Below are 26141 nucleotides of genomic sequence, written 5' to 3' on the forward strand. Positions count from 1 at the left end.
TCCGGGCAACCAGGATCCAGCGCAGTCTCCGACGGCCTGGCGCTCGCAAGAGCGCCGGGCCGTCGTTGCATCAGGTGCCGGTGATCGAACTGCGCAGCGCGCGCTCGCTGGCGTGCCGTTCCAGTGCCAGCTCCAGCAGCCGGGTGATCAGCGCGGTGTAATCCAGACCGCTGGCCGCCCACAGCTTGGGATACATGCTGATCCGGGTGAAGCCGGGCAGGGTGTTGATCTCGTTGATGACCACCTCGCCATCGCGGGTGAGGAACACATCCACTCGCGCCAACCCCGCGCAGTCCAACGCCTGGTAGGCACGCACCGCGATCTCGCGGATGCGCTGCTGGTCGCCCGCGCTGATGTCGGCCGGTACCACCACATCGGCGCCGTTCTCGCTGATGTATTTGGTGTCGTAGGAATAGAACTCGTCGTGCACCACCACCTCGCCGCACACGCTCGCCTCGGGCGACGCGTTGCCCAGCACCGCGCATTCGATCTCGCGGCCGTCGATGGCCGCTTCGACCAGTGCCTTGTGGTCGTAATCCAGTGCCAATGCCAGCGCGTCCTGGAATTCCTGCGCCGTGCGCACCTTGCTCACGCCCACCGACGAGCCCTGGTTGGCGGGTTTGACGAACAGGGGGTTGCCCAGCCGGGCGGTCAGCGCGGCGTAATCGGCTGCACCTGCGGTGGCCCGGGTAAAGCAGGCGAACGGTGCCACGGCCAGCCCGGCATCGCGCAGCAGGCGCTTGGCCACATCCTTGTCCATCGCCACCGCCGAGCCCAGCACGCCCGAGCCCACGAAGGGCAGGTTGGCCATGCGCAGCAGCCCCTGCAGCGAGCCGTCCTCGCCCAGCGTGCCGTGCACGATCGGGAATACCACGTCGATCTGGGCCAGCGCGGCCGCCGGGGTGGCCGGCACCAGCTGCTGGCGTTCGGCGCCGGGCAACACCGCCACGCCCTGGCCGGAACGGTTCAGCGCGATCCGCGCCGGGTCGTCGGCGTGCAGCAGGAACCCGTCCTGATCGCTCACATGCCACTGGCCCTGCTTGTCGATGCCGATCAGGGTGACCTCGAAACGCTCCTTGTCCAGCGCGTCCAGGATGTTTTTCGCCGACTGCAGCGAGACCTCGTGTTCGGCCGAACGGCCACCGAAAATGATGCCAACCCGGATCCTGCCCATGCTGCTGCCGCTCCTGCCATGCGTGTGAGGGATATTGTAGAGCCACGCCCTGCGTGGCTGGAGCGGCCGACGATGGTTCAGCCACGCGGCGCGTGGCTCTACGCATCAAGGCGGCGGGTACAATGACGCAATGGCACGCTCCCTGCTCTCTTCCCTCAAGCCCCTGGCCGGCAATGCGCTGCAGCTCGCGCTCAACCGCACCCTGGCGCTGGACCCCGATACCCGCCGCGCGCTGGTCGCGCTGGATGGCCGCCACATCGCCCTGACCCTGGAATCGCCCGCGCTGGCGATGCGGATCGGTGTCGAGGGCGAGCGCCTCACGGTGGGCCCGGTGGACCCGCAGCAGGAACCGGACCTGGCCGTGCGCAGCACGTTGGGCGGGGTGCTGGCACAGCTGCCGTTCCTGGCCAATGCACGCCGTGGCGGCGACGCCCCGGCCGGGCGGGTCAAAGTGTCCGGCGACGCCGAACTGGCGCGCCGCCTGCAGCAGCTGGCCAGTCGCTTCGATCCGGACTGGCAGCAGCCGTTCGTGCGGGTGTTCGGCGAAGTACTGGGTGTGCAGATCGCCAATGCCCTGCGCTCGGCCCTGCAGCATGCGCGCCGTGGCGCGTCCGACCTGGCGCACAGCGCCGCCGATTTTGTCACCGAGGAGTCGCGCGACGTGGTAGCCCGAGCCGAACTGGATGCCTTCCATGACGATGTGGATGTGATGCGCGACGACGTCGAGCGCATCGCCGCCCGCGTGCAGCGCCTTGCCCAGGTGCGCGCATGAAGGCGGTGTTCCGGGCAAGCCGCATTGGTCGGGTGATCCTGCGCTACCGCCTCGACGACCTGCTCGAAGGCACCCCGCTGGAAGGCTGGCTGCGCTTGGCCAAGCCGTTCGTGCCGCGCGCCTCGGCCGACATTGCCGTGCAGTCGCGGGGCGCGCGCCTGCGCCTGGCGCTGCAGGACCTCGGCCCGATCTTCGTCAAGTTCGGGCAGATCCTGTCCACCCGCCGCGACCTGATCCCGGCCGACATCGCCAACGAACTTACGCTGCTGCAGGACCGGGTCAAACCGTTCGATGGCGCCACCGCGCAGCGCATCGTGGAAGCCGCGCTTGGCCGCCCGGTCAGTGAGGCGTTCGCCAGTTTCGAGCTCGAACCGCTGGCCTCGGCCTCGATCGCGCAGGTGCACGCCGCCACGCTGGCCGATGGCCGCCAGGTGGTGGTCAAGGTGCTGCGCCCGGATATTGAAAAGCAGATCGACGCCGACATCGCGCTGCTCAAATCGGCCGCCGCGCTGGTCGAACGCACCCACCCGCGCGCCGACAAGATCCGCCCGCGCGAAGTGGTGGCCGAAGTCGAAAACACCCTGGCCGCCGAGCTGGACCTGCAGCGCGAAGGCGCCAATGCCAGCGTCCTGCGCCGCAACTGGGTGGACTCGGACGACCTGTACGTACCCGAGGTGGTCTGGAGCCACACCGCCGAACGCGCGCTCACCCTGGAACGGGTGTGGGGCATCCCGTCGGATGACATCGCCGCGCTGGACAAGGCCGGGATCGACCGCAAGGCGCTGGCGGCCAAGGGCGTGCGCGTGTTCTACACGCAGGTGTTCCGCGACAACTTCTTCCACGCCGACGCGCACGCCGGCAACATCTGGGTTGATGTCGATCCGGCGCGCCGCGACAACCCGCGCTTCATCGCGCTGGATTTCGGCATCATGGGCCAGCTGTCCGAGGAAGATCAGTACTACCTGGCCGAAAACTTCATGGCCATCTTCAACAAGGACTACCGGCGCATGGCCGAGCTCCACGTCGAAGCCGGCTGGATGCCCAACAACGTGCGCATCGATGAACTCGAAGCCGCCGCACGTTCGGTATGCGAACCGTACTTCACCCGCCCGCTGTCGCAGATCTCGCTGGCCGAAGTGCTGATCAAGCTGTTCCGCGTGGCCCAGCGTTACGAACTTACCCTGCAGCCGCAGCTGATCCTGCTGCAGAAGACCCTGCTCAACATCGAAGGCGTGGGCCGCCAGCTGGATCCGGAACTGGACATCTGGGCAGTGGCACGGCCGGTGCTGGAACGCATCCTGCGCGAACGCTACAGCCCGCGCCGCGTGTTCAAGGAACTGCGCAAGCGCCTGCCGGAAATCATGACCCACACCCCCGACATGCCGCGCCTGGTGCACGCCTGGCTGCGCCAGCAGGTGGAAGGCGGGCATGAGCTGTCGATGCGCTCGCAGGACCTGGTGGCACTCAACAGCAACCTGCAGAAGCTGCAGAAGCGCGCCGTGGCCGCCATTGCCGGCGTCGGCCTGCTGATCGTGGCGGCGGTGCTGTACGGCATGCAGCCGGGCGGCTGGTACTTCGGCGATGCGCCGGTGTGGAGCTGGGTGAGCGGGGCAGCGGGTCTGTTCTCGCTGGCCAGCGCCTGGTGGCGCCGGTGACCAATATCGGGATGTCCGCCGACGCCACGGTCGAGGCGCCGGTGGCGCTGCCGCCGCTGCAGCCGCTGCAGCTGCTGCACGTGGACGAGCGCCTGGCCGTGGTCAACAAGCCGGCCGGGCTGATGGTCCATGACAGCAAGCTGGCCCGCGGCGAAGATGATTTCCTCGCCGACCGCCTGCGCGAGCAGCTGGGCAAGCCGATCTTCCTGGTCCACCGCCTCGACCGCGCCACCAGCGGCTGCCTGCTGCTGGCCTTCGACCGCGAAAGCGCCAGCGTGCTGGGCAAATCGCTGATGGGCGGCGATGTCACCAAGGATTACCTGGCCATCTGCCGTGGCTGGCCGGCCGAAGAAGCGTTCACGGTCGACCACGACCTGGATGGCGGCCCCGGCAAGCCGGTGAAGAAGCCCGCCATCACGCATTTCCAGCGCGTGGCCGTGGGCGAGATCAGCGTGCCGGTGGGCGAGTTCGCCACCTCGCGCTATGCGCTGCTGCGCTGCCAGCCGCAGACCGGGCGCTTCCGCCAGATCCGCCGGCACCTCAAGCACCTCTCACATCACCTGATCGGCGACACCAGCCACGGCGATGGCCGCCACAACCGCAGCTTCCGCATGCAGGGCATCCACCGCATGCTGCTGCACGCCGAGCGCCTGCGTTTCCCGCATCCGGACGGCACGCAGATGGATGTCAGCGCGCCGGTGGATGGCGAGTTCCGCAAGGCGATGGATCTGTTTGGCTGGTAACGCGTTGCGCGGGTCTCGGGCCGCGAGGACACGCATGGCGTGTCACTACGTGGCAAGCCCGTCACCGTCTGCAATCACCCCGCACCGACCAACCGCGTAGCGACACGCCACGCGTGTCCCACGCACATCCACACCGTTCGACCTTACTTGGCCGGAGCCGGGGCTGCCGCCGGTGCGTTTCCTTCGTTCACGATCGCCTCCAGGTCCTTCTGCAGGTCCACGAACAGCGGCTGCATCTTGTCCTGGATGGCCACCATGACGTTCTGCATCAGCGCGGGGGTCTTGTCCAGCAGGCTCTGCCCGGCCGAGCTCTCGTAGAACTCGGCCATGGCCAGCACGTCTTCCTTGCTGAAGGTCTTCTTGTAGAGGTCCACGTACATCGGCCGCAGCTGCTGCCACGACAGCGCCTGGCGGATGGTCTGGTTGGTGCGCTGTTCAATGCGCTGCAGCTGCGCCTTCTTGGCCTCATCCAGCTGGCGCTGTTCGGCCACCTGCTGGAACTGCTGGCGCTGCATCGCCTCGATCTGCGGCAGCATGGTGTCCAGCATGCTCTGCGCGCGCGACGCCGCCAGCAGGCGGTTGATGTCCGCATCCGACGGCGGCGCGGCCAGCGCCGGGGCAATGGCGGCCAGCCCCAGCGCGAGGGTCAGGGCCAGGCGGGTCAGGCCACGGCGGGCCGGCGAACGGGTCGACATCATGTAAGTGCATCCTGCGTTGCGTGGAAGCCCGAGCATACCTGCGATCCGGTCAAGCAGCCGTGCGCGCGTCGCATTGCCGCGTCCGGTGCCGACGGTTCCGGCCCGTACCCGGCTTTTATGCCCCTTATCGGCGGTATTGGTGAACATTACGGTCACCTCAGGCGGCGATCCTGCCCTTACAATGCCGCCCATGGGAAACGGGCCTGTCACCATCAACGCGCACCTGGCGATTCCGGACACGGAGATCGTCGAACGTTTCGTGCGCGCCAGCGGGGCCGGCGGGCAGAACGTGAACAAGGTATCCAGCGCCGTTGAACTGCGGTTCGACGTGGCCGGATCGCCCTCGCTGCCCGAGCCGCTGCGCACCCGCCTGCTGGCCCGGCGCGACCGGCGCATGACCGGCGACGGCGTGCTGGTCATCGATGCCCAGCGTTTCCGCACCCAGGACCGCAACCGCGACGATGCGCGCGAGCGCCTGGCCGCCTTCATCCAGGCCAGCCTCAGCGTGCCCAAGCCGCGCGTGGCCACCAAGCCCTCGCACGGCTCCAAGCTGCGCCGGCTGGATGAAAAGAAGGGCCGCGCGCAGATCAAGCGCGGCCGCACCACACGCAATTGGGAGTGATTGCTTGAACAACCGAAGTCCGCTGCTGCCAGCCGTGCCGCCCAACATGCCGCAGGTCAAACCGAACCGCTTCCTGCGCTGGCTGGCACGCTGCACCCTGCGCCTGGGCGGCTGGAAAGTCACCGGCACCTTCCCGGACGTGCCCAAGCTGGTCTTCATCGTCGCCCCGCACTCCTCCAACTGGGACGGCTTCTGGGGCATGGCGGCCAAGATCGCGCTGGGCATGCAGGTCAAGGTGCTGGGCAAGGCCTCGCTGTTCTGGTGGCCGCTGTCGCCGCTGCTGCGCACCCTCGGGGTGATCCCGCTGGACCGCAGCTCGCCGCAGGGCACCGTGGAACAGGCGGTGAGCCTGCTGCGCAACTCCGACCGCCTCTGGTACGCGATCACCCCCGAGGGCACCCGCAAGGCCGTGACCCACTGGAAGGCCGGGTTCCTGAAGATCGCCCGCATGGCCGACGTGCCGGTGCTGGCCTGCTATTTCCACTACCCGGAAAAGACCATCGGCATTGGCCCGCTGTTCTACTCCACCGGCGACGACGTGGCCGACATGGCCGCCATCCGTGAGTATTACCGCCCCTGGCAGGGCAAGAACCGCGGCACCGTTTGAAGCAAGCCCAGGCGCCACGTCCGGCACATGCCGGGCGCGGGCAATGGGAGTAGGGTGACCGGCTGCGGTTGTGTGCCGCTTCACCTCATTCCAGGAGCCCGTTTCATGTCGCGTACCGTTATCTTGGCCGCCGCCATCAGCCTGGCGCTGGCGGCCTGTTCCGGCAAGGAGTCCACCCCCGTGTCCGACGCCCAGACCCCCGCCGCGCAGCAGCCGGCCGACGCCTCCACCAACCCCCTGTTGAGCGCCAGCACGCTGCCGTTCCAGGCCCCGCCGTTCGACCGCATCAAGGACAGTGACTACCTGCCGGCCTTCAACGAAGGCATGAAGCAGCACCTGGCCGAAGTGCGCAAGATCGCCGACAACGCCGAACCGGCCACCTTCGACAACACCATCGAAGCGCTTGAGCGCAGCGGCGAAACGCTGGACCGCGTGTCGCGCGTGTTCTTCGGCCTGGTGCAGGCCGATACCAACGAAGCGCGCCAGAAGATCCAGGAAGAAGTCGCCCCGAAGCTGGCCGAACACCAGGATGAAATCAGCCTGGACCCGAAGCTGTTCGCGCGCATCAAGACCATCTACGACCAGCGCGCCTCGCTGGGCCTGGACCCGGTGCAGACCCGCCTGGTCGAACGCGATTACCAGGAGTTCGTCCGCGCCGGTGCGCAGCTGAACGACGCCGACAAGGCCGCCCTGCGCAAGCTCAACGTGGAAGAAACCACGCTGGCCACCCAGTTCCATACCCGTCTGGTCGCCGCGACCGCCGCCGCTGCCGTGGTGGTGGATGACAAGGCCAACCTGGCCGGCCTGGGCGAGGATGAGATCAACACCGCCGCTGCCGACGCCAAGGCCCGCAACCTGGAAGGCAAGTTCCTGCTGCCGCTGCAGAACACCACCCAGCAGCCGGTGCTGGCCTCGCTGAGCAACCGCGAGCAGCGCGCCGCCGTGCTCAAGGCCTCGGAAACCCGCGCCGAGCGCGGCGATGGCAACGACACCCGCGAAACGGTGCAGCGCCTGGCCCAGCTGCGTGCGCAGAAGGCCAAGCTGCTCGGCTTCGAGAACTACGCCGCCTACAGCCTGGCCGACCAGATGGCCAAGACCCCGGCCGCCGCGCTCAAGCTGCTCACCGACACCGTGCCGGCCGCCACCAACAAGGCACGCGGTGAAATCACCGAGATGCAGAAGGTGATCGACGCGCAGAAGGGTGGCTTCCAGCTGGCCGCATCGGACTGGGACTTCTACGCCGAACAGGTGCGCAAGGCGCAGTACGACCTGGACGAATCGCAGATCAAGCCGTACTTCGAACTGGACAACGTGCTGCAGAACGGCGTCTTCTACGCCGCCACCCAGCTGTACGGCATCACCTTCAAGCCGCGTACCGACATTCCTACCTACCACCCGGACATGAAGGTGTATGAAGTGTTCGACAAGGACGGCACCTCGCTGGCGCTGTTCTACACCGACTACTTCAAGCGCGACAGCAAGTCCGGTGGCGCCTGGATGGACGTGTTCGTCGAGCAGAACGGCCTGACCGGCGCCAAGCCGGTGGTCTACAACGTCTGCAACTTCACCAAGCCCGCTGCCGGCCAGCCGGCCCTGCTGAGCTTCGACGACGTCACCACCATGTTCCATGAGTTCGGCCATGCGCTGCACGGCATGTTCTCGAACGTGAAGTACCCGTCCATCGCCGGCACCAGCACCTCGCGCGATTTCGTCGAGTTCCCCTCGCAGTTCAACGAGCACTGGGCGCTGGACCCGAAGGTGTTCGCCAACTACGCCAAGAACTACAAGACCGGCGAGCCGATGCCGCAGGCGCTGGTCGACAAGATCCTCAAGGCGCGTACCTTCAACCAGGGCTACGCCACCACCGAGTACCTGTCGGCCGCACTGCTCGACCTGGCCTGGCACACCCAGCCGGCCGACGCCAAGCTGCAGGACGTCGCCCCGTTTGAAGCGGCTGCGCTGAAGAAGTACAAGGTCGACCTGGCCCAGGTGCCGCCGCGTTACCGCACCACCTACTTCGACCACATCTGGGGCGGCGGCTACTCGGCCGGTTACTACGCCTATTTCTGGGCCGAAGTGCTGGACCACGACTCGTTCGAGTGGTTCAAGGAACACGGTGGCCTGACCGCTGAAAACGGCCAGGTGTTCCGCGACAAGATCCTCTCGCGCGGCAACAGCGTGGAACTGGCGGACCTGTACCGCGAATTCCGCGGCAAGGACCCGTCGGTCGAACCGCTGCTGGTCAACCGCGGCCTGAAATAATGCGGCCGATGTAACAACGAACGGCGGGGGAAACCCCGCCGTTCGCATATCGGTGCCGGGGCCGGCCGGTGCCGGGGCCTGCCGGTGCCGGTCGCCCAACCGGTAGTGCCGACTGTTAGTCGGCAAAGCGCGGTCCAAGGACGTTCGATCGCCTACGTTCCCACGCGACAACCGACCTCGCTGCATCCCAGGTGATCCAACGCGATCTCCAACGCGTGCATGTAACTCTGCGCGCAATACCCGTGCGCCACGCCGATGCGCTGGCCCACGTCCGCCGGCAGGCAATCCTCCGGCGCGCCCGCATCATCGTCATGCACTTCCACGTACACGTTGTGCAGATGCGGCAACAACCGCTGCAAGCGCGTACTGCCCACGCACGCCCCCGGATCCAGCAGTGTGACCTCGCCGCGGCTGTGATCGGCCACGCGCAACGCATCCAGCAGCTCCTGCTCCGACCCACACGCACGGATTGCCACCGTGGTACCCGCATCGATCGCCCGGTGCACCAGCGCCTTCAGAACGGGCGCCGGCAGCGGCTGCGCGGTGCGGATCAATTGCCCGCTCGCTTCCGGGCCACGAATGATGAAGATCGACATGGCTCAGACACTCCCGGCAACGGTCTGCAACCGGCGCGCGGCAATTGCCAGCGACAACCGGCACGCATCCTCGCGGCCACTGCTGCACACCACCCGCGCCACTGGCGCATGCAGCGGGTGCAGGTGTGCATCCAACCCATCGTCATCGTTGGCCGCCATCTCGATGTACGGCGCCGGCAACGCCTCCAGCGCCGCGCACAGCGCGCGGCCATGCGCGGCCCATTGCGCCGGCTCGGCGGCGCCGGTCTCGATCAGCACCCACGCCGGCTGGCTTTCCCGGGCCTGGCGCAGGCACTGCAGCAGCGCCGGCAGCGTGGCGCAGTCCTGGCAGTGCACGGCGTGGCCGGCCAGCTGGGCCGGCACCGGCAGCGGGTCCGGCGACGGCTGCCGGAGCAACAGGATGGTCATGGAACACCTCGACAAAGCGCCCGGAGGCGCGGTGTCGACACGATGCGCGCGCGGGCCATAAAGGGGCGATCACCCGCTTGCCCGGGGCGCGTAAACAACGCGTAGTTTTTTTATCGGGGCACGACCAACGGTATGCCCGGCCGTGGCCGGGCACCCTCCGGGCCGTCGCGGGCGACGTTACTCGCGGCTGCGCCGCTCCTTGCGTGCCCTACCGATCCTGGCGGTAGGTGACGACCGTTGGTCGTCACGGCGGGAACTCCGGAACGTCCTGATGGTCAGACCCCAACCAACGCCCGCAAGGATCGCCACCATGACCGCTGCCGCCGCCGAACCCCGCTCCAACGGCCTGCTCCACTGGCTGAAGAAGGAAGCCCTGCCGCTGCTGGTCATGCTCGGCCTGCTCGCCGCCGCGCGCGACAGCCTGGCCAACCACTACCAGGTGCCCAGCGGCTCCATGCAGCACACCCTGATGCCCGGCGACCGGGTGGTGGTGGACATGCGCGCCTACGGCCTGCGCCTGCCGTTCACCTCGGTGGAACTGCTGCACACCGGCGTGCCACAGCGCGGCGAGGTGGCGGTGTTCGATTCCCCGCAGGACGGCACCCGCCTGATCAAGCGCATCGCCGCCGTGGGCGGCGACCGCGTGGACCTGCATGAAGGCCACCTCAGCATCAACGGCCACCCGCTCGGCCAGGTGGGAACCGATGACGTGGAGGACTTCGGCCGCACCCTGGCCCAGCTCGACCTGGGCCAGGGCGGCGGCCCGGAGATCACCGGGCTGGCCGTACCCGCCGGCAAGGTGCTGATGCTGGGCGACCACCGTGGCAACAGCGCCGACGGCCGCTACTTCGGCCTGGTCGACGCCAAGGCCCTGTATGGAAAGGCGGCGCGCGTGTATTACCGCCGCGGAGAGGGTTTTACCTGGCAGGCGCTGTGAGATCACGGGGGCCGGCCAACGGCCGGCGCTACCGGGGTCGGGCGCCCAAAACCGCGATCGGGGTCGGGTGCCCAAAACCGTGATCCACGGGTAGCGCCGGCCGTTGGCCGGCCCTCGCAAAACCTTGATCGATACGTACAACGTCTCAATCCAGACCCGTCAGGTTATGGATCGACCTGTACCGGCTGCCTATCCTGAGCGCTGATCCTTACGCACCGGCCCGCCCCCACGGGCCCAGACGCAATGAACGGCGACACCGCAGCGCTGCCCGAGCGCAGTTCCACCGCCCATCCGCCCGCGCCCACTCAGCACATCGAGCAGGGCACCCCCGCGTTCCGGCGCACGGCGGCGGCGCTGTTCCTGGCCGGCTTCTCCACCTTCGGCCTGCTCTACACCGTGCAGCCGCTGCTGCCGGAGTTCAGCCGCCACTTCGGCGTCTCCGCCGCCAACAGCGCCCTGGCCCTGTCGCTCAGCACCGGCCTGCTGGCCGTTTCGATGCTGGTGGCCGGGTTGATCTCCGACCGGGTCGGCCGCCGTGGCGTGATGATCACCGCGCTGCTGGCCTCCACCGTGCTCTCGGCCGCCAGCGCCATGGTCGACGACTGGACCACGCTGCTGATCCTGCGCACCCTGCTCGGCATCGCACTCAGCGGCGTGCCGGCGGTGGCGATGACCTACCTGGTCGAAGAAATGGACAGCCGCGCGCTCGGCCTGGCCATGGGCCTGTACATCGGCGGCAACGCGGTGGGCGGCATGAGCGGGCGCCTGATCGCCGGCATCGTGGCCGACCACTGGGGCTGGCGTTGGGGCATCGGCGTGGTCTCGCTGATCGCCGTGCTCAGCACCGTGCTGCTGTGGGTGCAGCTGCCGCCGTCGCGCCATTTCCAGAGCCGTCGCGGCGGCCTGCGCGAACTGCCCGCGCGCTGGCGCCAGCTGTTCGCCGATCCCGGCCTGCCCTCGCTGTTCGCCACCGCGTTCGTGCTGATGGGCGTGTTCGTCACCCTCTACAACTACCTCGGCTACCACCTGCTGGCGCCGCCGTACCGGCTCAGCCAGACCGTGGTTGGCCTGATCTTCAGCGTGTACCTGGTCGGCACCTTCAGTTCGGCGTGGATGGGCCAGCAGGCCAACCGGCATGGCCGGGGCCGCGTGCTCGGCATCTGCTACGGCCTGATCGCGCTCGGCATCGTGCTGCTGTCCCTGCCGTGGCTGGGCTGCATGGCGCTGGGCATCGCGCTGGTCACGTTCGGCTTCTTCGGCGGCCATTCGGTGGCCAGCAGCTGGGTCGGCAGCCGCGCGGGCGTGATGCGCGCCGAAGCCTCGGCGCTGTACCTGTTCGCCTATTACCTCGGTTCCAGCCTGGCCGGTGCCGCCGGCGGCGTGTTCTACACCCGCTGGGACTGGTGGGGCGTGTGCGCCTTCGCCGCCGTGCTCACCGCGATCGGCGCCACCATCGCCTGGCGGCTGGGCCGCCGCGCACAGCCGCTGCCGGCCGCGCTCGCACTCAGCCGCTGAAGCCGCCCTGCAGCAGCCGGGTGAAATGGGTAATCAGGGGTGAGGGTGCGCCACGCCGGTAGGCCACATGCACTTCCGAACTCGCCGCGCGATCACTCAGCGGCACGAAGCGCGCGCCTTCCACGTGGATGTGGCTGCATGAAGCCGGCAGCACCGTCACCCCCAACCCGGACGCGGCCAGGCTGATCAGCGTGGACGCCTCGCCGGCTTCCTGGATGATGCGCGGCGTGAAGCCGGCACTGCGGCACAGCGCAATGAAGTGATCGTGGATGCCGGCGCCCACCTCGCGCAGGAAGCCCACGAACGGCTCATGCGCGAACTGGCGCAGCGCCACCGGCGCACTGGCCGGCAGGTCGCGGATCAGCGGATGCTGGTCATGCACCACCAGCGCCAGGGGATCGCTGAACAACTTGCGTGACATCAGCGGCGTGGGCAACGCGCGCTTGCGGATCAACCCCACATCCAGCTCATTGGCTACCAGCGCATCGATCTGCTGCAACGTGTTCATTTCGCGCAGCTTCAACTGCACCTGCGGGAACTGCTGGCGGTAGGCGAAGATCGCCCGCGGAATCTGCGTGGACAACGGCGTGGCGCGGGTCAACCCGATGCGCAGCTCGCCGGTTTCACCGCGTTGAGCGCGCTGGGTGAGTTCGATGGCCTGGTCCACCCGTGCCAATGCGTCGGTGGCCTGCGCCTGCAGCACGCGCCCGGCCTCGGTGAGTTCCACCCGGCGGTTGCTGCGCAGGAACAGGCGCGCGCCCAGCAGCGTTTCCAGCTGCCGGATCTGCTGGCTGAGCGGCGGCTGCGACATGCCCAGCCGCTCGGCGGCACGCCCGAAATGCAGGGTATCGGCCACCGCCAGGAAGTAGCGCAGGTGGCGCAGTTCAATCGACATGGCAGCGCATCAGCGTTCGGAATGACCGCTTTCATCATAGCTGCGCGGACTGAACAGGTCCGGCTGGATCAGCTCGATGAAGGCGCGTGCCTGCGGCGACAGGAAGCGGCCCCGGCGCACGATCACCCCATAGCTGCGCTCGGGGAACCACGCGCTCATCGAGCGCGTCACCAGCCGGTCGCGGTCGGCATCGTTGAGGCACAGCGCCGGCACGATGGAAATGCCCATGCCCATCGCCACGTACTGCTTGATCACCTCCCAGCCGCCCACCTCCAGCGCCACCGTGTACGGCACGCGCTGGCGCTGGAACACCTGGTCCACCAGCCGGTAGGTGATCTGCCGCTTGGGTGGCAGCACCAGCGGGTAGGCCGAGATCGCCTGCAGGGTCAGCTCCGGCGCGGTGGCCAGCGGGTGGTCGGGCGGGGCGATCAGCACCTGCTCGAAGCGGTAGGCCGGCGCATAGCTCAGGTCGGCCGGCACATCGGTCATCGAGCCCACCGCCAGGTCGGCCGCATCGCTGCGCAGCAGGTCGGTGCCATCGGCGCTGATCGCGTTGTGCAGGGTCAGGCGCACGTCCGGGTGGCGCTGGCGGAAGCGCTCCACGATGCGCGGCAGCAGGTACAGGATGGTGGAGCTGTTGGCGGCAATGTTGAGCTCGCCCGCATCCAGCCCTTTGACCTTGTCGCGGAAGCTGGCCTCCAGCCCGTCCAGGCTTTCCACCAGCGGCTGGGCCATTTCAAACAGCAGCTGGCCCTCGCGGCTGGGCACCAGCCGCCGCCCGCTGCGCTCGAACAGGCCCACCCCCAATTCGCGTTCCAGCGCCTGCAACTGCTGGCTGATCGCCGGCTGGCTGACGAACAGCGCCTCAGCCGCACGTGAGACTGAGCCCAATCGCACCGTCTGGCAGAACGCCCGCAGCGGCTTGAGCCGGTCAGACTTGTAGGAAAAACGGGGACTTGGCGGCTTGGGTGTGGGCATGGCGTAACGAATATAAGCGCAGCTTATGTAAAGCATTGCGATAACTGTTTTGTCAAATACCACACTCCGGCGCACGGTGGCATCACCCGCAACGCAGGAGTTGGACATGTCCGCTGTCGCCGCCTTCGCCACCGCCCAGCCCACCCCGGCCGATGCCCCGGCCACCCCGGGCATCGCCCTGACCACCCAGCTTGCCGGCCAGTCGGCCCTGCTGCCGGCGGGGGTATTGGCGCTGCTGGTGTCGCTGCACCGCGCGGTGGAACCCGAACGCCAGCGCCGCCTGCAGGCCCGCCGTGAGCGCCAGGCCTTCTTCGACGGCGGCGGCCTGCCGGATTTCCGCACCGACACCGCCGCCATCCGCAGCGAGGACTGGCGCGTGGCGCCGATCCCCGACGCCCTGCAGGACCGCCGCGTCGAGATCACCGGCCCGACCGACCCGAAGATGGTCATCAACGCGCTGAACTCCGGCGCCAAGGTGTTCATGGCCGATTTCGAGGATTCCACCGCCCCGGCCTGGCGCAACCTGCTGGCCGGCCAGCAGGCGCTGATCGGCGCAGTGCGCGGCGACCTCACCCACACCGCGCCCGGCGCGGACGGCAAGCCGGGCAAGCACTACGCGCTGCGCCCGCTCGACGAACAGGCCGTGCTGATCGTGCGCCCGCGCGGCTGGCACCTGGATGAAAAACACGTGCGCATCGATGGCCAGCCGCTGGCCGGCGGCCTGTTCGACGCGGCCGTGTTCGCCTTCCACAACGCCCGCACCCTGATGTGCCGCCAGCGCGGCCCGTACTTCTACCTGCCCAAGCTGCAGTCGATGGAAGAGGCCGCGCTGTGGGAAACCGCCCTGTCGCACATCGAAGGCATGCTCGGCCTGCCGCATGGCCAGATCAAGGTCACCGTGCTGATCGAAACGCTGCCGGCGGTGTTCGAGATGGACGAGATCCTGCACGCGCTGCGCGACCGCATCGTTGGCCTGAACTGCGGCCGCTGGGATTACATCTTTTCCTACATCAAGACCTTCCGTAAGCACGCCGACAAGGTGCTGCCCGAACGCGGCCAGGTGACCATGACCCAGCCGTTCCTGAAGGCCTATTCGGAACTGCTGATCCAGACCTGCCACCGCCGCGGTGCCCACGCGATGGGCGGCATGGCCGCACAGATCCCGATCAACCACGATGCCGCCGCCAACGAACAAGCCATGGCGCGGGTGCGTGCCGACAAGCTGCGCGAAGTCACCGCCGGCCACGACGGCACCTGGGTGGCGCACCCGGCGCTGATTCCGGTGGCGCAGGCGATCTTCGACGCGCACATGCCCGGCCCCAACCAGCACGCGGTGCTGCGCCGCGATGTGCGGGTGGGCCGCGACGAGCTGATCGCCGCGCCCACCGGCACCATCACCCGCGCCGGGTTCGAGGGCAACGTGGAAGTGTGCGTGCGCTACCTGGCCGCCTGGCTGGACGGCAACGGCTGCGTGCCCATCCACCACCTGATGGAAGACGCGGCCACCGCAGAGATCAGCCGCAGCCAGCTGTGGCAGTGGCTGCACGTGCCCGGCCAGCACCTGGACGACGGCACCGCCATCGACCTGGCCCTGCTCGACGCCACCCTGGCCGCGCTGCCGGCGCGGTTGGGCGAGCGCAGCGCGCTGCCGGGCGGGGCGCGGATCGACGAGGCCATCGCCCTGCTCGGTGAGCTGAGCCGCCGCAATGAACTGACCGATTTCCTGACCTTGCCGGCCTACGACCGGATCGATTGACCCGCCCAGCCGGGCAGGGCCCGGCGCTACCGCTTTCGATGTTCATCCCCTGGAGAATTGCCATGACCAAGCTGCCGACCGCCGAACAGATCCAGCACGAATGGAACACCGACCCGCGCTGGGCCGGCATCCAGCGCAACTACAGCGCCGCCGACGTGGTGCGCCTGCGCGGCACCGTGCACGTGGAGCATTCGCTGGCCCGGCTGGGCGCGGAGAAGCTGTGGAAGTACCTGCATGAAAAGGACTTCGTCAACGCGCTCGGCGCGCTGACCGGCAACCAGGCCATGCAGCAGGTCAAGGCCGGCCTCAACGCCATCTACCTGTCCGGCTGGCAGGTCGCCGCCGATGCCAACCTGGCCGGCCAGATGTACCCCGACCAGTCGCTGTACCCGGCCGATTCGGTGCCGGCCGTGGTCAAGCGCATCAACAACACCCTGCTGCGCGCCGACCAGCTGCACCACGCCGAAGGCAAGGACGACATCGACTTCCTGCAGCCCATCGTGGCCGATGCCGAAGCCGGCTTCGGCGGCGTGCTCAACGCCTTCGAGCTGATGAAGGCGATGATCGAAGCCGGCGCGGCCGGCGTGCACTTCGAAGACCAGCTGGCCTCGGTGAAGAAGTGCGGGCACATGGGCGGCAAGGTGCTGGTGCCCACCCGCGAGGCCATCGAGAAATTGAACGCCGCGCGCCTGGCCGCCGACGTGCTGGGCGTGCCCACCCTGCTGGTGGCCCGCACCGACGCCGAAGCCGCCGACCTGCTGACCAGCGACATCGACGCCAACGACCAGCCCTTCGCCACCGGCGAGCGCACGGTGGAAGGCTTCTACAAGACCCGCAACGGCCTGGACCAGGCCATCAGCCGCGGCCTGGCCTACGCTCCCTACGCCGACCTGATCTGGTGCGAGACCGGCAAGCCGGACCTGGAGTTCGCGCGCAGATTTGCCGAAGCCATCCATGCGAAGTACCCGGGCAAGCTGCTGGCCTACAACTGCTCGCCCAGCTTCAACTGGAAGAAGAACCTGGACGACGCCACCATTGCGAAGTTCCAGAAGGAAATCGCCAGGTACGGGTACAAGTTCCAGTTCATCACCCTGGCCGGCTTCCACGCCCTGAACTACTCCATGTTCAACCTGGCCCACGGCTACGCCCGCCGCCAGATGAGCGCCTTCGTGGAACTGCAGGAAGCCGAATTCGCCGCCGCCGATCGGGGCTTCACCGCGGTCAAGCACCAGCGCGAGGTCGGCACCGGCTACTTCGACGCCGTCACCCAGGCCATCCAGCAGGGCCAGTCCTCCACCACCGCCCTGGCCGGCTCGACCGAAGAGGAACAATTCCGGGCGGCGTGACGCCCGGAATCGGCGGCTGCGGCCGCCGCCGGGTGGCCGCGCCACCCGGGTAACCCCGGCCGTTGGCCGGATCCCCGGGAACCCACCCCGAAGAAGGCCGCCCCTGTAGGGGTGGCCCTTCTTCTATATGCTCCCGCCAGATGCTACGGTCCGCAAAAGGCTACATGCGGTAGGGGATGGCCGGTTCAAACCGGTCGCTGCGTTGGGGAAGACTGGGCCGGAGCGCCGGAGAAATCCGGGCGCCGGGGCATGGAAATGGGATGAGGCGCACACTTTTAAGGGGTGCTATCCTCATTCGCTCACCGGGGAACGCTGGGAAGCGGGTGTACGGGAATGACCGGCAAGCTTGCGACGAATGTGTGCGAACGAGCGTCAGACATCGCGCAGACCGCGATGGCTGAGATCGTGCACGCTGTCCTGAGCGCCGGCGAATTCGCCCTGTTTGCCGAATTCGGCCAACACCGCGCGCTGCGCGCCGGAGAGCACCTGTTCCTGCGCAACCAGGCCGGCAGCACCATGTATGTCATCGTTACCGGTGCCATCGAGCTGGATTTCGGCGAAGACCTGGTGGTCAAGACGCTGGGCCAGCATGAGTTCTTCGGCGAACTGGGCCTGCTGATCGGCGACCACCCGCGCAGCGCCGACGCGCGCGCCACCACCGATTCGCTGGTGCTGGAACTGGACCACACCGATTTCCAGCGCCTGGTCGACCGCGACCCGGGCCTGGTTGCCTACTTCCTGCGCCGCACGATCATGCGCGTGGTGAGCAACGAACAGGTGCTGATCCGCCAGCTGCGCCGGCGCAACCATGACCTGGAAACCGCGCTGGACAACCTCTACGTCACCACCCACCAGCTCACCCACACCCGCGAGCTGGTGCGTACCGACGAGTTGACCGGCCTGCACAACCGCCGCGGCCTGGCGTTGTACCTGCAGGAATGTCGCAACCATGACAACGGCGCGCCGCAGGGCCTGCTGCTGATCGACTGCGACCACTTCAAGCAGGTCAACGATGAGTACGGCCACCAGGCCGGCGACCGTGTGCTGCAGAGCGTGGCCAACATCCTTCGCTCGGTAGCCACCGAACAGGATCGTGCCTGCCGGTTGGGCGGGGATGAGTTCTGCCTGCTGCTGCGCCAAGCGGATCCCGATGCCCTCCAGCACGCGGCCCAGTTCATCCTCAGTGCCGTGCACGGCCTGATGGGCCGACCGGGCGGCCAGCCGCATGTCTGCCCGGTCAGCATCGGCGTGAGCCTGCTGGAACCGGACAGCGACTGGAGCGATTGGTACGCCCGCGCCGACAATGCGCTGTACCAGGCCAAGCGCCTGGGCGGCAACCGGTTGCACTGGTCGCGTGCCGCGACCGCCACGCCCTGACGGGGTATTCGAATGAACGGCGACAACGGAACGTCGACCCAGTCCCCACAGCTGCGCGCGCTGCTGTTCACCGATCTGTGCGATTCGCTGATCCTGGTTGAACGCATAGGCGACAGCGCCGCAGCCGAGGTCTTCCAGCAGCACGACCGTTTGGTGCTGGCGCTGCAGCAGCAATGGAATGGACGCCAGATCGACCGCTCCGATGGTCTGTTCCTGCTATTCGACCGGGCGATCGACGGGTTGGGGTTCGCGCTGGACTATCGCCGCGAACTGCAGAAGCTGGGCGAGCAGTGCAACCTGCCACTGCGCGCCCGTGCCGGACTACACGTGGGCGAAGTGTTGATCTGGGACAACACGCCTGAAGCTGTCCAGGCGGGTGCCAAACCAGTGGAAGTGGAAGGTTTGGCAAAGCCGATGGCTGCGCGCCTGATGGCGCTGGCCCTGCCCGGGCAGATCCTGCTGTCGTCGGTAGCCGAATCGTTGACTCGTCGCGCCAGCAGCGAGTTGGGAGAACGAGCGGAAAAACTGCAATGGCGCTCGCACGGCCCGTGGTTGTTCAAAGGCATTTCAACAGTGCAGCAGGTGTTCGAGGTGGGTGAGCCCGGCTTCGGACCGATGCGCATGCCCAAAGCCAACGCCAAGGCACAGCGCAAGCTGCCGATCTGGCGTCGCCCGGCGGCATTGGCGGCAGAAATTGCAGTGATGGCGATGTTGGGCGTCGGGGGCTGGATGCTGCTGCGTCCCGAGCCTGCCATCGCCTTCGCCGAGCGCGACTGGGTAGTGGTGGCAGACGTAGACAACATCAGCGGCGAGCCGCTGTTCGACAGCAGCCTGCAACGGGCATTGTTGCTGAGCCTCGAGCAGTCACGCTACGTCAACGTGCTGTCGGTGGCGAAGGTGCAGGAGTCGCGCGAGCTTCTGCGGGTGCCGGCCGAACGTGGGCTTGACCGCCAACTGGCCGGCGACATTGCCTCGCGGGAGGGGGCGCGCATGGTCTTGGCGCCCAGTATCAACGTGTCCAACGGACGTTATGTCGTTGCAGTGGACCTGCTGGATCCGACCACCGACAAACTGGTACGAACCTACCGGGCGGAGGCCAAGGGGCCTGAAAGCGTTATCGAAGCGGTAGACGACGTGATTGGTCGATTGCGCGCTGGCCTGGGCGAAACCGTTGCATCGGTGCAGGAATCGGTGCCTCTTCCGCAGGCATCCACCGGCAATCTGCAGGCTCTTAAATCCTTCGCGCTGGCCGAGAACGCCCTGGGACGCCGCCGCTTTTCCGAAGCGGCAAAGTTGTACGAAGCAGCGCTCGATGCAGACCCGGATTTCGCCATGGCGCATGTAGGACTGGCCAAGCTGCTGGTACGCCTGGACCGGCGAACCGAAGCGCTGCCACATCTGGAACGCGCCCAGTCTTTGTACGACCGCCTTCCCCACCGCGAGCGGCTTTACCTGAAGGCATGGGCCACCGAGATGCGACCCGACGCGTGGCCGCTGGAAGACTGGCGGGTGCTGGCCGATGTGTATCCGGATTCCTTTGCTGGACTCGCGAACACATCCTGGTATCTGGTTATGGACAATCGGTTCGAAGAGGCTGAGCGATATGCCCGTGCGGCGGCGGTGCCGCAAGACCCGATGCGTGCATATCCAATGCAGCACTTGGGCTGGATCCAGCTGGGCACCAATCGCTATGACGAAGCGATGCGCAGCTTCCAGGTATCCGAGCAGATGACGGGGCGCAATGCCAGCGATGCACGGGTGGACGCTCTCATCGCGCTGCGGCGCTACAAGGATGCCCACGCACTGCTGGCCATGTTGCCCAAGGGCCGCGACGAGGTGCAGGCCATCATGAACCAGCGCGCGCGAATGTTGCTGGCGGCAGATCAGGACGACTGCACCGGAATGGCAGATGCGATGGCCAGCGAGGCCGAGCCGGCTGAATCGGTGGACTTCCGCATCCACGTGCAGCTGATGCATGCAGTGGTGGATGCGGCCTGCGATCGCCGCAATTCCACGGCGCTGGCCCAGATCGCCACTCAGCTGGCTCCGTTGCTGGCGAACACCCGTGACCCGAACCTGCCGGACCGGGTCAGCCGGCTGCTCAGCCTGATATACCTGGCCCAACGCCAAGGCGACCACACCTTGGCAAACCGCTTGCTGCGTGAGTACGCGCCGCTGTTTGTGGAACAAAAGAGTCCGGTCATCACCAAGTGGCGCACCCTGGTGCTGGCCATGCAACAACTGGGCGAAGGCCAACCTGCGAAAGCAGAAGCGCTCTTGCTACCGTTGATGGACGGCACCGAGCCGGTGCAGGCGCGTGTGGCCCTGCGCCAGGTGCAGCGCGAACTTGGCAACGTGGTGGAATTCCAAGAGCAGAACGAATGGCTGTTTGATCATCGCGGCCGCGGCTTTGCGGAAGTCGCAGTCATGCAATTGATGCAGCCGCTCAACGTTCACGACACGTTGGCCGACGCCAGCCTGCGCCCGCAGTAACGCGGGCACAGGCCGACTGTCTTACTTGAGCGCGTCGCCGACCTTGCCAGCTTCAAAGCAGAAGATCACATGCATGGCGGTGTAGGAGGTGCTCAGGTGCTGCTCGAGCTGCGCCTGCACGGCGCGCAATTCCTCCACCGACGCCAACTTCTGGATATCGCAGCAGTCCGGCTGCGCGTCCACGTCGTAGCCGATCTCGGCCAATGCCTTGCGTGCGTCCGCCTGGAAACGTTCGCGGAAAGCGGAATCGTCGATCAGCTTGCTGACCAGTCGTGCAGCGGCTTCAGGTGCAATCTTGCTCTTACCGGAGTTTTCTTCGCTCATTGCGGTCAGTCCAAGGGTGGAGACACCGTTATCGGCCGGTTTGACCCGGAATGTAGAGCCACGCCCTGTGTAGCTGGTTAGCGCAGGGTTGCGGGCTGTGAGGCAACACGTAAAGCCCGCCGATTACAGGACACGCAGGCCGTGCTGTCCAGTTTCCTCCCTTAGAATGGCCAACTACGCGTACTGACCGTCCACATGAAACTGCGCCGCTGCACCATCGTGATGTTTGAGCCCCGGGAAGAGGTCCAGTTCGACCTGCAGGCGATTCTGCAGGGCCGGGCGGAGCTTGCTACCCGCAGTGCCTGGTTCGCCATTGCCGCGCATCTCGAACAGCCCGTGGCGGTCAGCGTGGCGCAGCGCGAGCTGCTGGGCAGCTTGAGTCCACGGCATTGGCAGCATGCATCCAGCCTCGAGGACAGTCAGCAGGTGTGGCAACCCCTGCTCGATGCAGGCCTGCTGATCTCGGACGACGACTCACATTCCTCCCATCGCCTGCGCGATGAAGCCCTCCGAGACAGCCACTGGTGGCCACTATCCGCCTTGGCGCACCGCCATGGCCGCTGGGAAGGGGTAGACAGTGCAGCCGAGATGCACGCCAACAACCTCACTACCGCCAGCGGGCTGCGCTCGCAGCTGGGTGCGCCGCCGCCGGCCGTGGAGCCACGGCCCGGGCACTACGAACCGCTGCCGCCGGTAGGCCGTACCGACTACGATCAGTTACTCGAGCGCAGGACAACCTGCCGAAATTTCGACGGACAGCGGAGCATCAGCCGAGAGCTTCTTGCGCAGCTCCTGCAGCGAACAGTCAAGGCACAGGCCGTGGTGCAGGTGGAAGCAGATACCGAGTTCCTGAAAAAAAACGTGCCCTCCGGCGGCGGCCTGCATGCCACCGAGACCTACCTGCTGGTGCAGCGCGTGGACGACCTCCAGCCGGGGCTGTACCACTACCACCCGGTGCAGCATGCACTGGTCGCGCTGCCGCGCCATTGCGACCGTCCGCTGCAGGAGGTTGCCAACGCCATGCTCTCAGGGCAGGACTGGTTTGCAGACGCGGCCGTGCACCTGGTGCTGGTGCCGCGCTACGCGCGTACCTACTGGAAGTACCGCAATCACGCCAAAGCATACCGCGCGTTGCTGCTGGACGTGGGGCACATCTCCCAGGCCCTGTACATGGCGGCCACCGAACGTGGCATGGCCGCATTCGTCACGGCCGCCATCAATGAAGGCGATACGGAAGCAGCGTTCGGCCTGGATGGTATTACCCAGAGCCCCGTGGCGATTGTTGGCGTGGGATGGCGGGGTGAAACCCTCGGCACCGCCGAGTTTGACCCCAACCAGGTGGTTTGGGGCTGAGCGTCAGCCCGCTTCGAAATCCACCAGCACTGCGCCATCGGCCACCTGGTCACCCGCCTTGACCCGATACCCCTGCACCGTGCCATCGGCCGGGGCCTGCAGGGTGTGCTCCATCTTCATCGCCTCCAGCACCAGCAGCGGGGTGCCGCGTACCACCTGCGTGCCCGGTGCCAGCAGCGTGGCCACGATGCGGCCCGGCATCGGTGCGACCAGGCTGCCCGCATCCGCTACCGCGTGGTCGGCTTCGCTGACCGGATCATGCAGGGTGAAGCGCTGCACGCCGTCGTTGCCGAACAGGTACAGCTCGCTGCCATCGCGCACCACCCGGGCGCGGTGCAGGCGCTCTCCCACCTGCAACGCCAGCCGCTCGCCCACCATCCGGCCCTGCGCCGATACCGTGGTGCCGCCCACCTCGATGGACCACGCCTCGCCATGGCCTTCAACGGCCACCACCTGCTGGTGGCCACGATGCTCCAGGGTCAGGCGCCGCGCCGCACGCTGGCCGAGCCGCCAGCCATCGCGCGCCTGCCACGGCGAGTGCGGGTCGCGCGCATCCACCGGGGCCGCTGCGTCCGTCGCCATCGCAGCTACGGCCGCCAGCGCCCACAGGGCAGGGTCGGTATCGCCCTGATGTGGCGCCAGCGCGGCCTGCTCGCGTTCGATCAACGCGGTATCCAGCCTCGCGTTGGCGAATGAATCGGTCATCACCAGCCGGCGCAGGAACGCGGCGTTGGTGGTCACGCCCACCACTTCGCACTCGGCCAGCGCCTGCTGCATGCGGCGCAGGGCGGTATCGCGGTCCACATCCCACACGATCAGCTTGGCAATCATCGGGTCGTAGAACGGGGTGATCGCATCGCCCTGTTCCACACCCGCATCCACGCGCACGTGCGCGCTGCCGGACGGCAGGCGCAGGTGGCGCAGGGTGCCGGTGGAAGGCAGGAAGCCCTTGTCGGCATCTTCGGCATACAGCCGCGCTTCCAGCGCATGGCCGCTGATCTGCAGCTGTTCCTGCTGCAGCGGCAGCGGGGCGCCGCCGGCCACGCGCAGCTGCCACTCCACCAGGTCGGTACCGGTGATGCACTCGGTCACCGGGTGCTCCACCTGCAGGCGGGTGTTCATTTCCATGAAATAGAAATCGCCGTCGGGCCCGGCGATGAATTCCACCGTGCCGGCGCCCACGTAATTCACCGCGCGCGCGGCATCCACCGCGGCCTTGCCCATGGCGGCGCGGCGCTCGGGCGTCATGCCCGGCGCAGGTGCTTCTTCCAGCACCTTCTGGTGGCGGCGCTGCACCGAGCAGTCGCGCTCGAACAGGTACACCACGTTGCCGTGGCTGTCGCCGAACACCTGGATCTCGATATGGCGCGGGCGCTCCACGTACTTTTCCACCAGCACGTGCGCATTGCCGAAGGCGGACTGCGCCTCGCGCTGGCAGCTGGCCAGCGCGTCGGTGAACGCTGCGCTGTCGTCCACCTTGCGCATGCCCTTGCCACCGCCGCCGGCGCTGGCCTTGATCAGCACCGGGTAGCCGATGCCGTCGGCCTGTTCGCGCAGGAACGCCGGTTCCTGGGCGTCGCCGTGGTAGCCCGGGGTCAGCGGCACGCCGGCCTGCGCCATCAGCGCCTTGGCCGCGCTCTTGTCGCCCATCGCGCGGATCGCCGCCGCAGACGGGCCGATGAACACGATGCCCGCCTCGGCGCAGGCCTGGGCGAAGTCCGCGTTTTCCGACAGGAAGCCGTAACCGGGGTGGATCGCCTGCGCGCCGGTGCGGCGTGCCGCATCCAGGATGGCGTCGGCGCGCAGGTAGCTTTCGCGCGCGGGTGCCGGGCCGATGCCCACGGCCTCGTCGGCCAGGCGCACATGGCGTGCGTCGCGGTCGGCGTCGGAGTACACCGCCACCGTGGCAATGCCCAGGCGCTGGCAGGTGGCGATGACGCGGCAGGCGATTTCGCCACGGTTGGCGATCAGGATCTTGGTGAACATGGAAGTCTCGTTGCGCATGCCAGGGGGCCGGATCACATCCGGAACACGCCGAAATCGGTCTTGCGGGCCGGGGCGTTGAGGCTGGCCGACAAGGCCAGGCCCAGCACGCGGCGGGTGTCGGCCGGGTCGATCACGCCGTCATCCCACAACCGCGCGCTGGCGTAGTAGGGGTGGCCCTGCTGCTCGAACTGGTCGCGGATCGGACTCTTGAAGGTGTCTTCGTCCTGCGCCGACCACTGCCCGCCCTTGGCCTCGATGCCATCGCGCTTCACCGTGGCCAGTACGCTGGCCGCCTGCTCGCCGCCCATCACGCCGATGCGCGCGTTCGGCCACATCCACAGGAAATTGGGCGAATAGGCGCGGCCGCACATGCCGTAGTTGCCGGCGCCGAACGAACCGCCGATCACCACCGTGAACTTGGGCACCTTGGCGCAGGCCACCGCCATCACCAGCTTGGCTCCGTCCTTGGCGATGCCGCCGTGTTCGTACTTGCGGCCGACCATGAAGCCGGTGATGTTCTGCAGGAACACCAGCGGAATGCCGCGCTGGGTGCACAGCTCGATGAAGTGCGCGCCCTTGAGTGCCGATTCGGAGAACAGGATGCCGTTGTTGGCGATGATCCCCACCGGGTAACCGTGCAGGTGCGCGAAGCCGGTCACCAGCGTGTTGCCGTAGCGCGGCTTGAATTCGTCGAAGCGCGAATCGTCCACCACGCGCATGATCACCTCGCGCACGTCGTAGGGCTTGCGCGTGTCGGCCGGGATCACCCCGTACAGTTCCTGCGCCGGGTAGCGCGGTTCCACCGGGGCCTGCACCGCCAGTGCCGGCTCGGGCTTGCGCCAGTTGAGCTGGGCGATGATCGCGCGCACCCGCGCCAGTGCCTGCAGGTCGTTGTCGGCCATGTGGTCGGCCACCCCGGAAATGCGCGTGTGCACATCGGCACCGCCCAGTTCCTCGGCGGTGACCACTTCACCGGTGGCGGCCTTCACCAGCGGCGGGCCGCCCAGGAAGATGGTGCCCTGCTCGCGCACGATCACCGTTTCATCGCTCATCGCCGGTACGTACGCGCCGCCGGCGGTGCACGAGCCCATCACGCAGGCGATCTGCGGAATGCCCTGCGCCGACAGGTTGGCCTGGTTGTAGAAGATCCGGCCGAAGTGGTCGCGGTCCGGGAACACCTCGTCCTGCAGCGGCAGGAACGCGCCACCCGAATCCACCAGGTAGATGCACGGCAGCCGGTTCTGTTCGGCCACCTCCTGCGCGCGCAGGTGCTTCTTCACCGTCATCGGGTAATAGGTGCCGCCCTTGACCGTGGCATCGTTGGCCACGATCACGCATTCCACCCCGGACACCCGGCCAATGCCGGCCACCACGCCTGCGCTGGCGATGCTGTCGCCATACATGCCGTGCGCGGCCAGCGGCGCGATTTCCAGGAACGCGCTGCCCGGGTCGAGCAGGGCATCGATGCGGTCGCGCACCAGCAGCTTGCCGCGCGCGGTGTGTTTCTGCCGCGCCGCTTCCGTGCCGCCCAGCGCGGTCTGCGCCAGGGTGGCGCGCAGGTCGTCGACCACCGCCTGCAACGCAGTGCGGTTGGCCTCGAAGCTCTCGCTGCCCGGTTGCAGCTGGGTGCTCAGTACCGTCATG

22 protein-coding genes are annotated in these 26141 nt (G+C 67.5%); 13 read left to right on the plus strand and 9 right to left on the minus strand.

The features are described 5' to 3' along the window. Window positions 1–70 precede the first annotated feature (70 nt). Entirely contained in the window at window positions 71–1174 is a 1104-nt protein-coding gene (gene ddlA, locus SOM39_RS11075) for a D-alanine--D-alanine ligase (protein WP_320458353.1), read from the minus strand. A 130-nt stretch (window positions 1175–1304) separates the two neighbouring features. On the opposite strand from ddlA, the gene SOM39_RS11080 reads away from it, so the two are divergent. The 3 genes from SOM39_RS11080 to SOM39_RS11090 are packed head-to-tail and all read left to right on the plus strand — an operon-like array spanning window position 1305 to window position 4344. Continuing rightward, the gene (locus tag SOM39_RS11080) at window positions 1305–1946 is read left to right on the plus strand and encodes a ubiquinone biosynthesis accessory factor UbiJ (protein ID WP_068848343.1); all 642 of its coding nucleotides are present in this window, start codon (window positions 1305–1307) and stop codon (window positions 1944–1946) included. Beyond that, entirely contained in the window at window positions 1943–3601 is a 1659-nt protein-coding gene (ubiB, locus tag SOM39_RS11085) for a ubiquinone biosynthesis regulatory protein kinase UbiB (RefSeq protein WP_068848346.1), read from the plus strand. The genes SOM39_RS11080 and ubiB overlap by 4 nt, the downstream gene beginning before the upstream one ends. 11 nt (window positions 3602–3612) lie before the next feature. Next, complete coding sequence (locus SOM39_RS11090) at window positions 3613–4344, plus strand: pseudouridine synthase (protein WP_320458480.1); 732 nt, start codon at window positions 3613–3615, stop codon at window positions 4342–4344. Window positions 4345–4487: 143 nt separating this feature from the next. Here SOM39_RS11090 and SOM39_RS11095 read toward each other — a convergent pair whose 3' ends face one another. Beyond that, window positions 4488–5042, minus strand: coding sequence for a DUF2059 domain-containing protein (locus tag SOM39_RS11095; protein WP_217537686.1), 555 nt, complete (start codon window positions 5040–5042; stop codon window positions 4488–4490). Between the two features lie 190 nt (window positions 5043–5232). Here SOM39_RS11095 and arfB point away from each other — a divergent pair, with 190 nt between their 5' ends. From arfB to dcp, 3 genes are all read left to right on the plus strand, one after another. Next, a complete protein-coding gene (arfB, locus tag SOM39_RS11100; protein WP_068848350.1) occupies window positions 5233–5664 on the plus strand; it encodes an alternative ribosome rescue aminoacyl-tRNA hydrolase ArfB in 432 nt (143 codons plus the stop codon). A gap of 46 nt (window positions 5665–5710) precedes the next feature. Further along, on the plus strand, window positions 5711–6271 hold the full coding sequence (locus SOM39_RS11105) for a lysophospholipid acyltransferase family protein (protein WP_254622084.1): 561 nt from the start codon (window positions 5711–5713) through the stop codon (window positions 6269–6271). A gap of 105 nt (window positions 6272–6376) precedes the next feature. Continuing rightward, window positions 6377–8533 (plus strand): peptidyl-dipeptidase Dcp, encoded by a 2157-nt coding sequence (dcp, locus tag SOM39_RS11110; protein ID WP_093535183.1) that lies wholly within the window; start codon window positions 6377–6379, stop codon window positions 8531–8533. A gap of 152 nt (window positions 8534–8685) precedes the next feature. Here dcp and SOM39_RS11115 read toward each other — a convergent pair whose 3' ends face one another. Then, window positions 8686–9129, minus strand: coding sequence for a 3-dehydroquinate dehydratase (locus SOM39_RS11115; protein ID WP_068848362.1), 444 nt, complete (start codon window positions 9127–9129; stop codon window positions 8686–8688). Window positions 9130–9132: 3 nt separating this feature from the next. Continuing rightward, on the minus strand, window positions 9133–9537 hold the full coding sequence (locus SOM39_RS11120) for a hypothetical protein (RefSeq protein WP_320458354.1): 405 nt from the start codon (window positions 9535–9537) through the stop codon (window positions 9133–9135). Window positions 9538–9847: 310 nt separating this feature from the next. Between SOM39_RS11120 and lepB the strand changes: the two genes are divergently transcribed. Beyond that, a complete protein-coding gene (gene lepB / locus SOM39_RS11125; RefSeq protein ID WP_320458355.1) occupies window positions 9848–10474 on the plus strand; it encodes a signal peptidase I in 627 nt (208 codons plus the stop codon). Between the two features lie 243 nt (window positions 10475–10717). Beyond that, window positions 10718–11989 carry an MFS transporter gene (locus SOM39_RS11130; RefSeq protein ID WP_320458356.1) on the plus strand — a complete coding sequence of 424 codons (1272 nt, stop codon included), beginning with the start codon at window positions 10718–10720 and terminating at the stop codon, window positions 11987–11989. Here SOM39_RS11130 and SOM39_RS11135 read toward each other — a convergent pair. Then, complete coding sequence (locus tag SOM39_RS11135) at window positions 11979–12884, minus strand: LysR substrate-binding domain-containing protein (protein ID WP_320458357.1); 906 nt, start codon at window positions 12882–12884, stop codon at window positions 11979–11981. The genes SOM39_RS11130 and SOM39_RS11135 overlap by 11 nt on opposite strands. Before the next feature lie 9 nt (window positions 12885–12893). After that, entirely contained in the window at window positions 12894–13862 is a 969-nt protein-coding gene (locus SOM39_RS11140; RefSeq protein ID WP_320458358.1) for a LysR family transcriptional regulator, read from the minus strand. A 106-nt stretch (window positions 13863–13968) separates the two neighbouring features. Between SOM39_RS11140 and aceB the strand changes: the two genes are divergently transcribed. The 4 genes from aceB to SOM39_RS11160 all read left to right on the plus strand — a co-directional run bounded on the left by aceB (window position 13969) and on the right by SOM39_RS11160 (window position 20834). Then, window positions 13969–15618, plus strand: a complete 1650-nt coding sequence (gene aceB / locus SOM39_RS11145) for a malate synthase A (RefSeq protein ID WP_320458359.1) — start codon at window positions 13969–13971, stop codon at window positions 15616–15618. 62 nt (window positions 15619–15680) lie between these two features. Beyond that, window positions 15681–16964 carry an isocitrate lyase gene (gene aceA / locus SOM39_RS11150; protein ID WP_320458360.1) on the plus strand — a complete coding sequence of 428 codons (1284 nt, stop codon included), beginning with the start codon at window positions 15681–15683 and terminating at the stop codon, window positions 16962–16964. Between the two features lie 333 nt (window positions 16965–17297). After that, entirely contained in the window at window positions 17298–18341 is a 1044-nt protein-coding gene (locus SOM39_RS11155) for a GGDEF domain-containing protein (protein ID WP_320458361.1), read from the plus strand. Window positions 18342–18353: 12 nt separating this feature from the next. After that, entirely contained in the window at window positions 18354–20834 is a 2481-nt protein-coding gene (locus tag SOM39_RS11160; RefSeq protein ID WP_320458362.1) for a putative peptide modification system cyclase, read from the plus strand. Between the two features lie 21 nt (window positions 20835–20855). Here SOM39_RS11160 and SOM39_RS11165 read toward each other — a convergent pair whose 3' ends face one another. Then, a complete protein-coding gene (locus SOM39_RS11165) occupies window positions 20856–21158 on the minus strand; it encodes an NHLP-related RiPP peptide (protein WP_320458363.1) in 303 nt (100 codons plus the stop codon). 195 nt (window positions 21159–21353) lie between these two features. Here SOM39_RS11165 and SOM39_RS11170 point away from each other — a divergent pair, with 195 nt between their 5' ends. Next, window positions 21354–22511, plus strand: coding sequence for a putative peptide maturation dehydrogenase (locus SOM39_RS11170; protein WP_320458364.1), 1158 nt, complete (start codon window positions 21354–21356; stop codon window positions 22509–22511). A gap of 3 nt (window positions 22512–22514) precedes the next feature. On the opposite strand, the gene SOM39_RS11175 is transcribed toward SOM39_RS11170, so the two are convergent. Then, on the minus strand, window positions 22515–24497 hold the full coding sequence (locus tag SOM39_RS11175; protein WP_320458365.1) for an acetyl/propionyl/methylcrotonyl-CoA carboxylase subunit alpha: 1983 nt from the start codon (window positions 24495–24497) through the stop codon (window positions 22515–22517). Window positions 24498–24529: 32 nt separating this feature from the next. Beyond that, window positions 24530–26140: a carboxyl transferase domain-containing protein gene (locus tag SOM39_RS11180; RefSeq protein ID WP_320458366.1), complete on the minus strand. Its 1611-nt coding sequence runs from the start codon at window positions 26138–26140 to the stop codon at window positions 24530–24532. Window position 26141 lies beyond the last annotated feature (1 nt).

This window comes from Stenotrophomonas sp. CFBP8994, from assembly GCF_034044835.1.
In the GTDB taxonomy this organism is placed as follows: Bacteria; Pseudomonadota; Gammaproteobacteria; order Xanthomonadales; family Xanthomonadaceae; genus Stenotrophomonas; species Stenotrophomonas rhizophila_A.

Bases quoted from the DNA above. Each gene is read 5' to 3' on its own strand.
- SOM39_RS11120 (WP_320458354.1), bottom strand. From the start codon at position 9,537: ATGACCATCCTGTTGCTCCGGCAGCCGTCGCCGGACCCGCTGCCGGTG.
- SOM39_RS11140 (WP_320458358.1), bottom strand. From the start codon at position 13,862: ATGCCCACACCCAAGCCGCCAAGTCCCCGTTTTTCCTACAAGTCTGAC.
- aceA (WP_320458360.1), top strand. From the start codon at position 15,681: ATGACCAAGCTGCCGACCGCCGAACAGATCCAGCACGAATGGAACACC.
- SOM39_RS11165 (WP_320458363.1), bottom strand. From the start codon at position 21,158: ATGAGCGAAGAAAACTCCGGTAAGAGCAAGATTGCACCTGAAGCCGCT.
- ubiB (WP_068848346.1), top strand. From the start codon at position 1,943: ATGAAGGCGGTGTTCCGGGCAAGCCGCATTGGTCGGGTGATCCTGCGC.
- dcp (WP_093535183.1), top strand. From the start codon at position 6,377: ATGTCGCGTACCGTTATCTTGGCCGCCGCCATCAGCCTGGCGCTGGCG.
- ddlA (WP_320458353.1), bottom strand. From the start codon at position 1,174: ATGGGCAGGATCCGGGTTGGCATCATTTTCGGTGGCCGTTCGGCCGAA.
- SOM39_RS11135 (WP_320458357.1), bottom strand. From the start codon at position 12,884: ATGTCGATTGAACTGCGCCACCTGCGCTACTTCCTGGCGGTGGCCGAT.
- arfB (WP_068848350.1), top strand. From the start codon at position 5,233: ATGGGAAACGGGCCTGTCACCATCAACGCGCACCTGGCGATTCCGGAC.
- aceB (WP_320458359.1), top strand. From the start codon at position 13,969: ATGTCCGCTGTCGCCGCCTTCGCCACCGCCCAGCCCACCCCGGCCGAT.
- SOM39_RS11155 (WP_320458361.1), top strand. From the start codon at position 17,298: ATGACCGGCAAGCTTGCGACGAATGTGTGCGAACGAGCGTCAGACATC.
- SOM39_RS11095 (WP_217537686.1), bottom strand. From the start codon at position 5,042: ATGATGTCGACCCGTTCGCCGGCCCGCCGTGGCCTGACCCGCCTGGCC.
- SOM39_RS11180 (WP_320458366.1), bottom strand. From the start codon at position 26,140: ATGACGGTACTGAGCACCCAGCTGCAACCGGGCAGCGAGAGCTTCGAG.
- SOM39_RS11080 (WP_068848343.1), top strand. From the start codon at position 1,305: ATGGCACGCTCCCTGCTCTCTTCCCTCAAGCCCCTGGCCGGCAATGCG.
- lepB (WP_320458355.1), top strand. From the start codon at position 9,848: ATGACCGCTGCCGCCGCCGAACCCCGCTCCAACGGCCTGCTCCACTGG.
- SOM39_RS11175 (WP_320458365.1), bottom strand. From the start codon at position 24,497: ATGTTCACCAAGATCCTGATCGCCAACCGTGGCGAAATCGCCTGCCGC.
- SOM39_RS11160 (WP_320458362.1), top strand. From the start codon at position 18,354: ATGAACGGCGACAACGGAACGTCGACCCAGTCCCCACAGCTGCGCGCG.
- SOM39_RS11090 (WP_320458480.1), top strand. From the start codon at position 3,613: ATGTCCGCCGACGCCACGGTCGAGGCGCCGGTGGCGCTGCCGCCGCTG.
- SOM39_RS11115 (WP_068848362.1), bottom strand. From the start codon at position 9,129: ATGTCGATCTTCATCATTCGTGGCCCGGAAGCGAGCGGGCAATTGATC.
- SOM39_RS11170 (WP_320458364.1), top strand. From the start codon at position 21,354: ATGAAACTGCGCCGCTGCACCATCGTGATGTTTGAGCCCCGGGAAGAG.
- SOM39_RS11105 (WP_254622084.1), top strand. From the start codon at position 5,711: ATGCCGCAGGTCAAACCGAACCGCTTCCTGCGCTGGCTGGCACGCTGC.
- SOM39_RS11130 (WP_320458356.1), top strand. From the start codon at position 10,718: ATGAACGGCGACACCGCAGCGCTGCCCGAGCGCAGTTCCACCGCCCAT.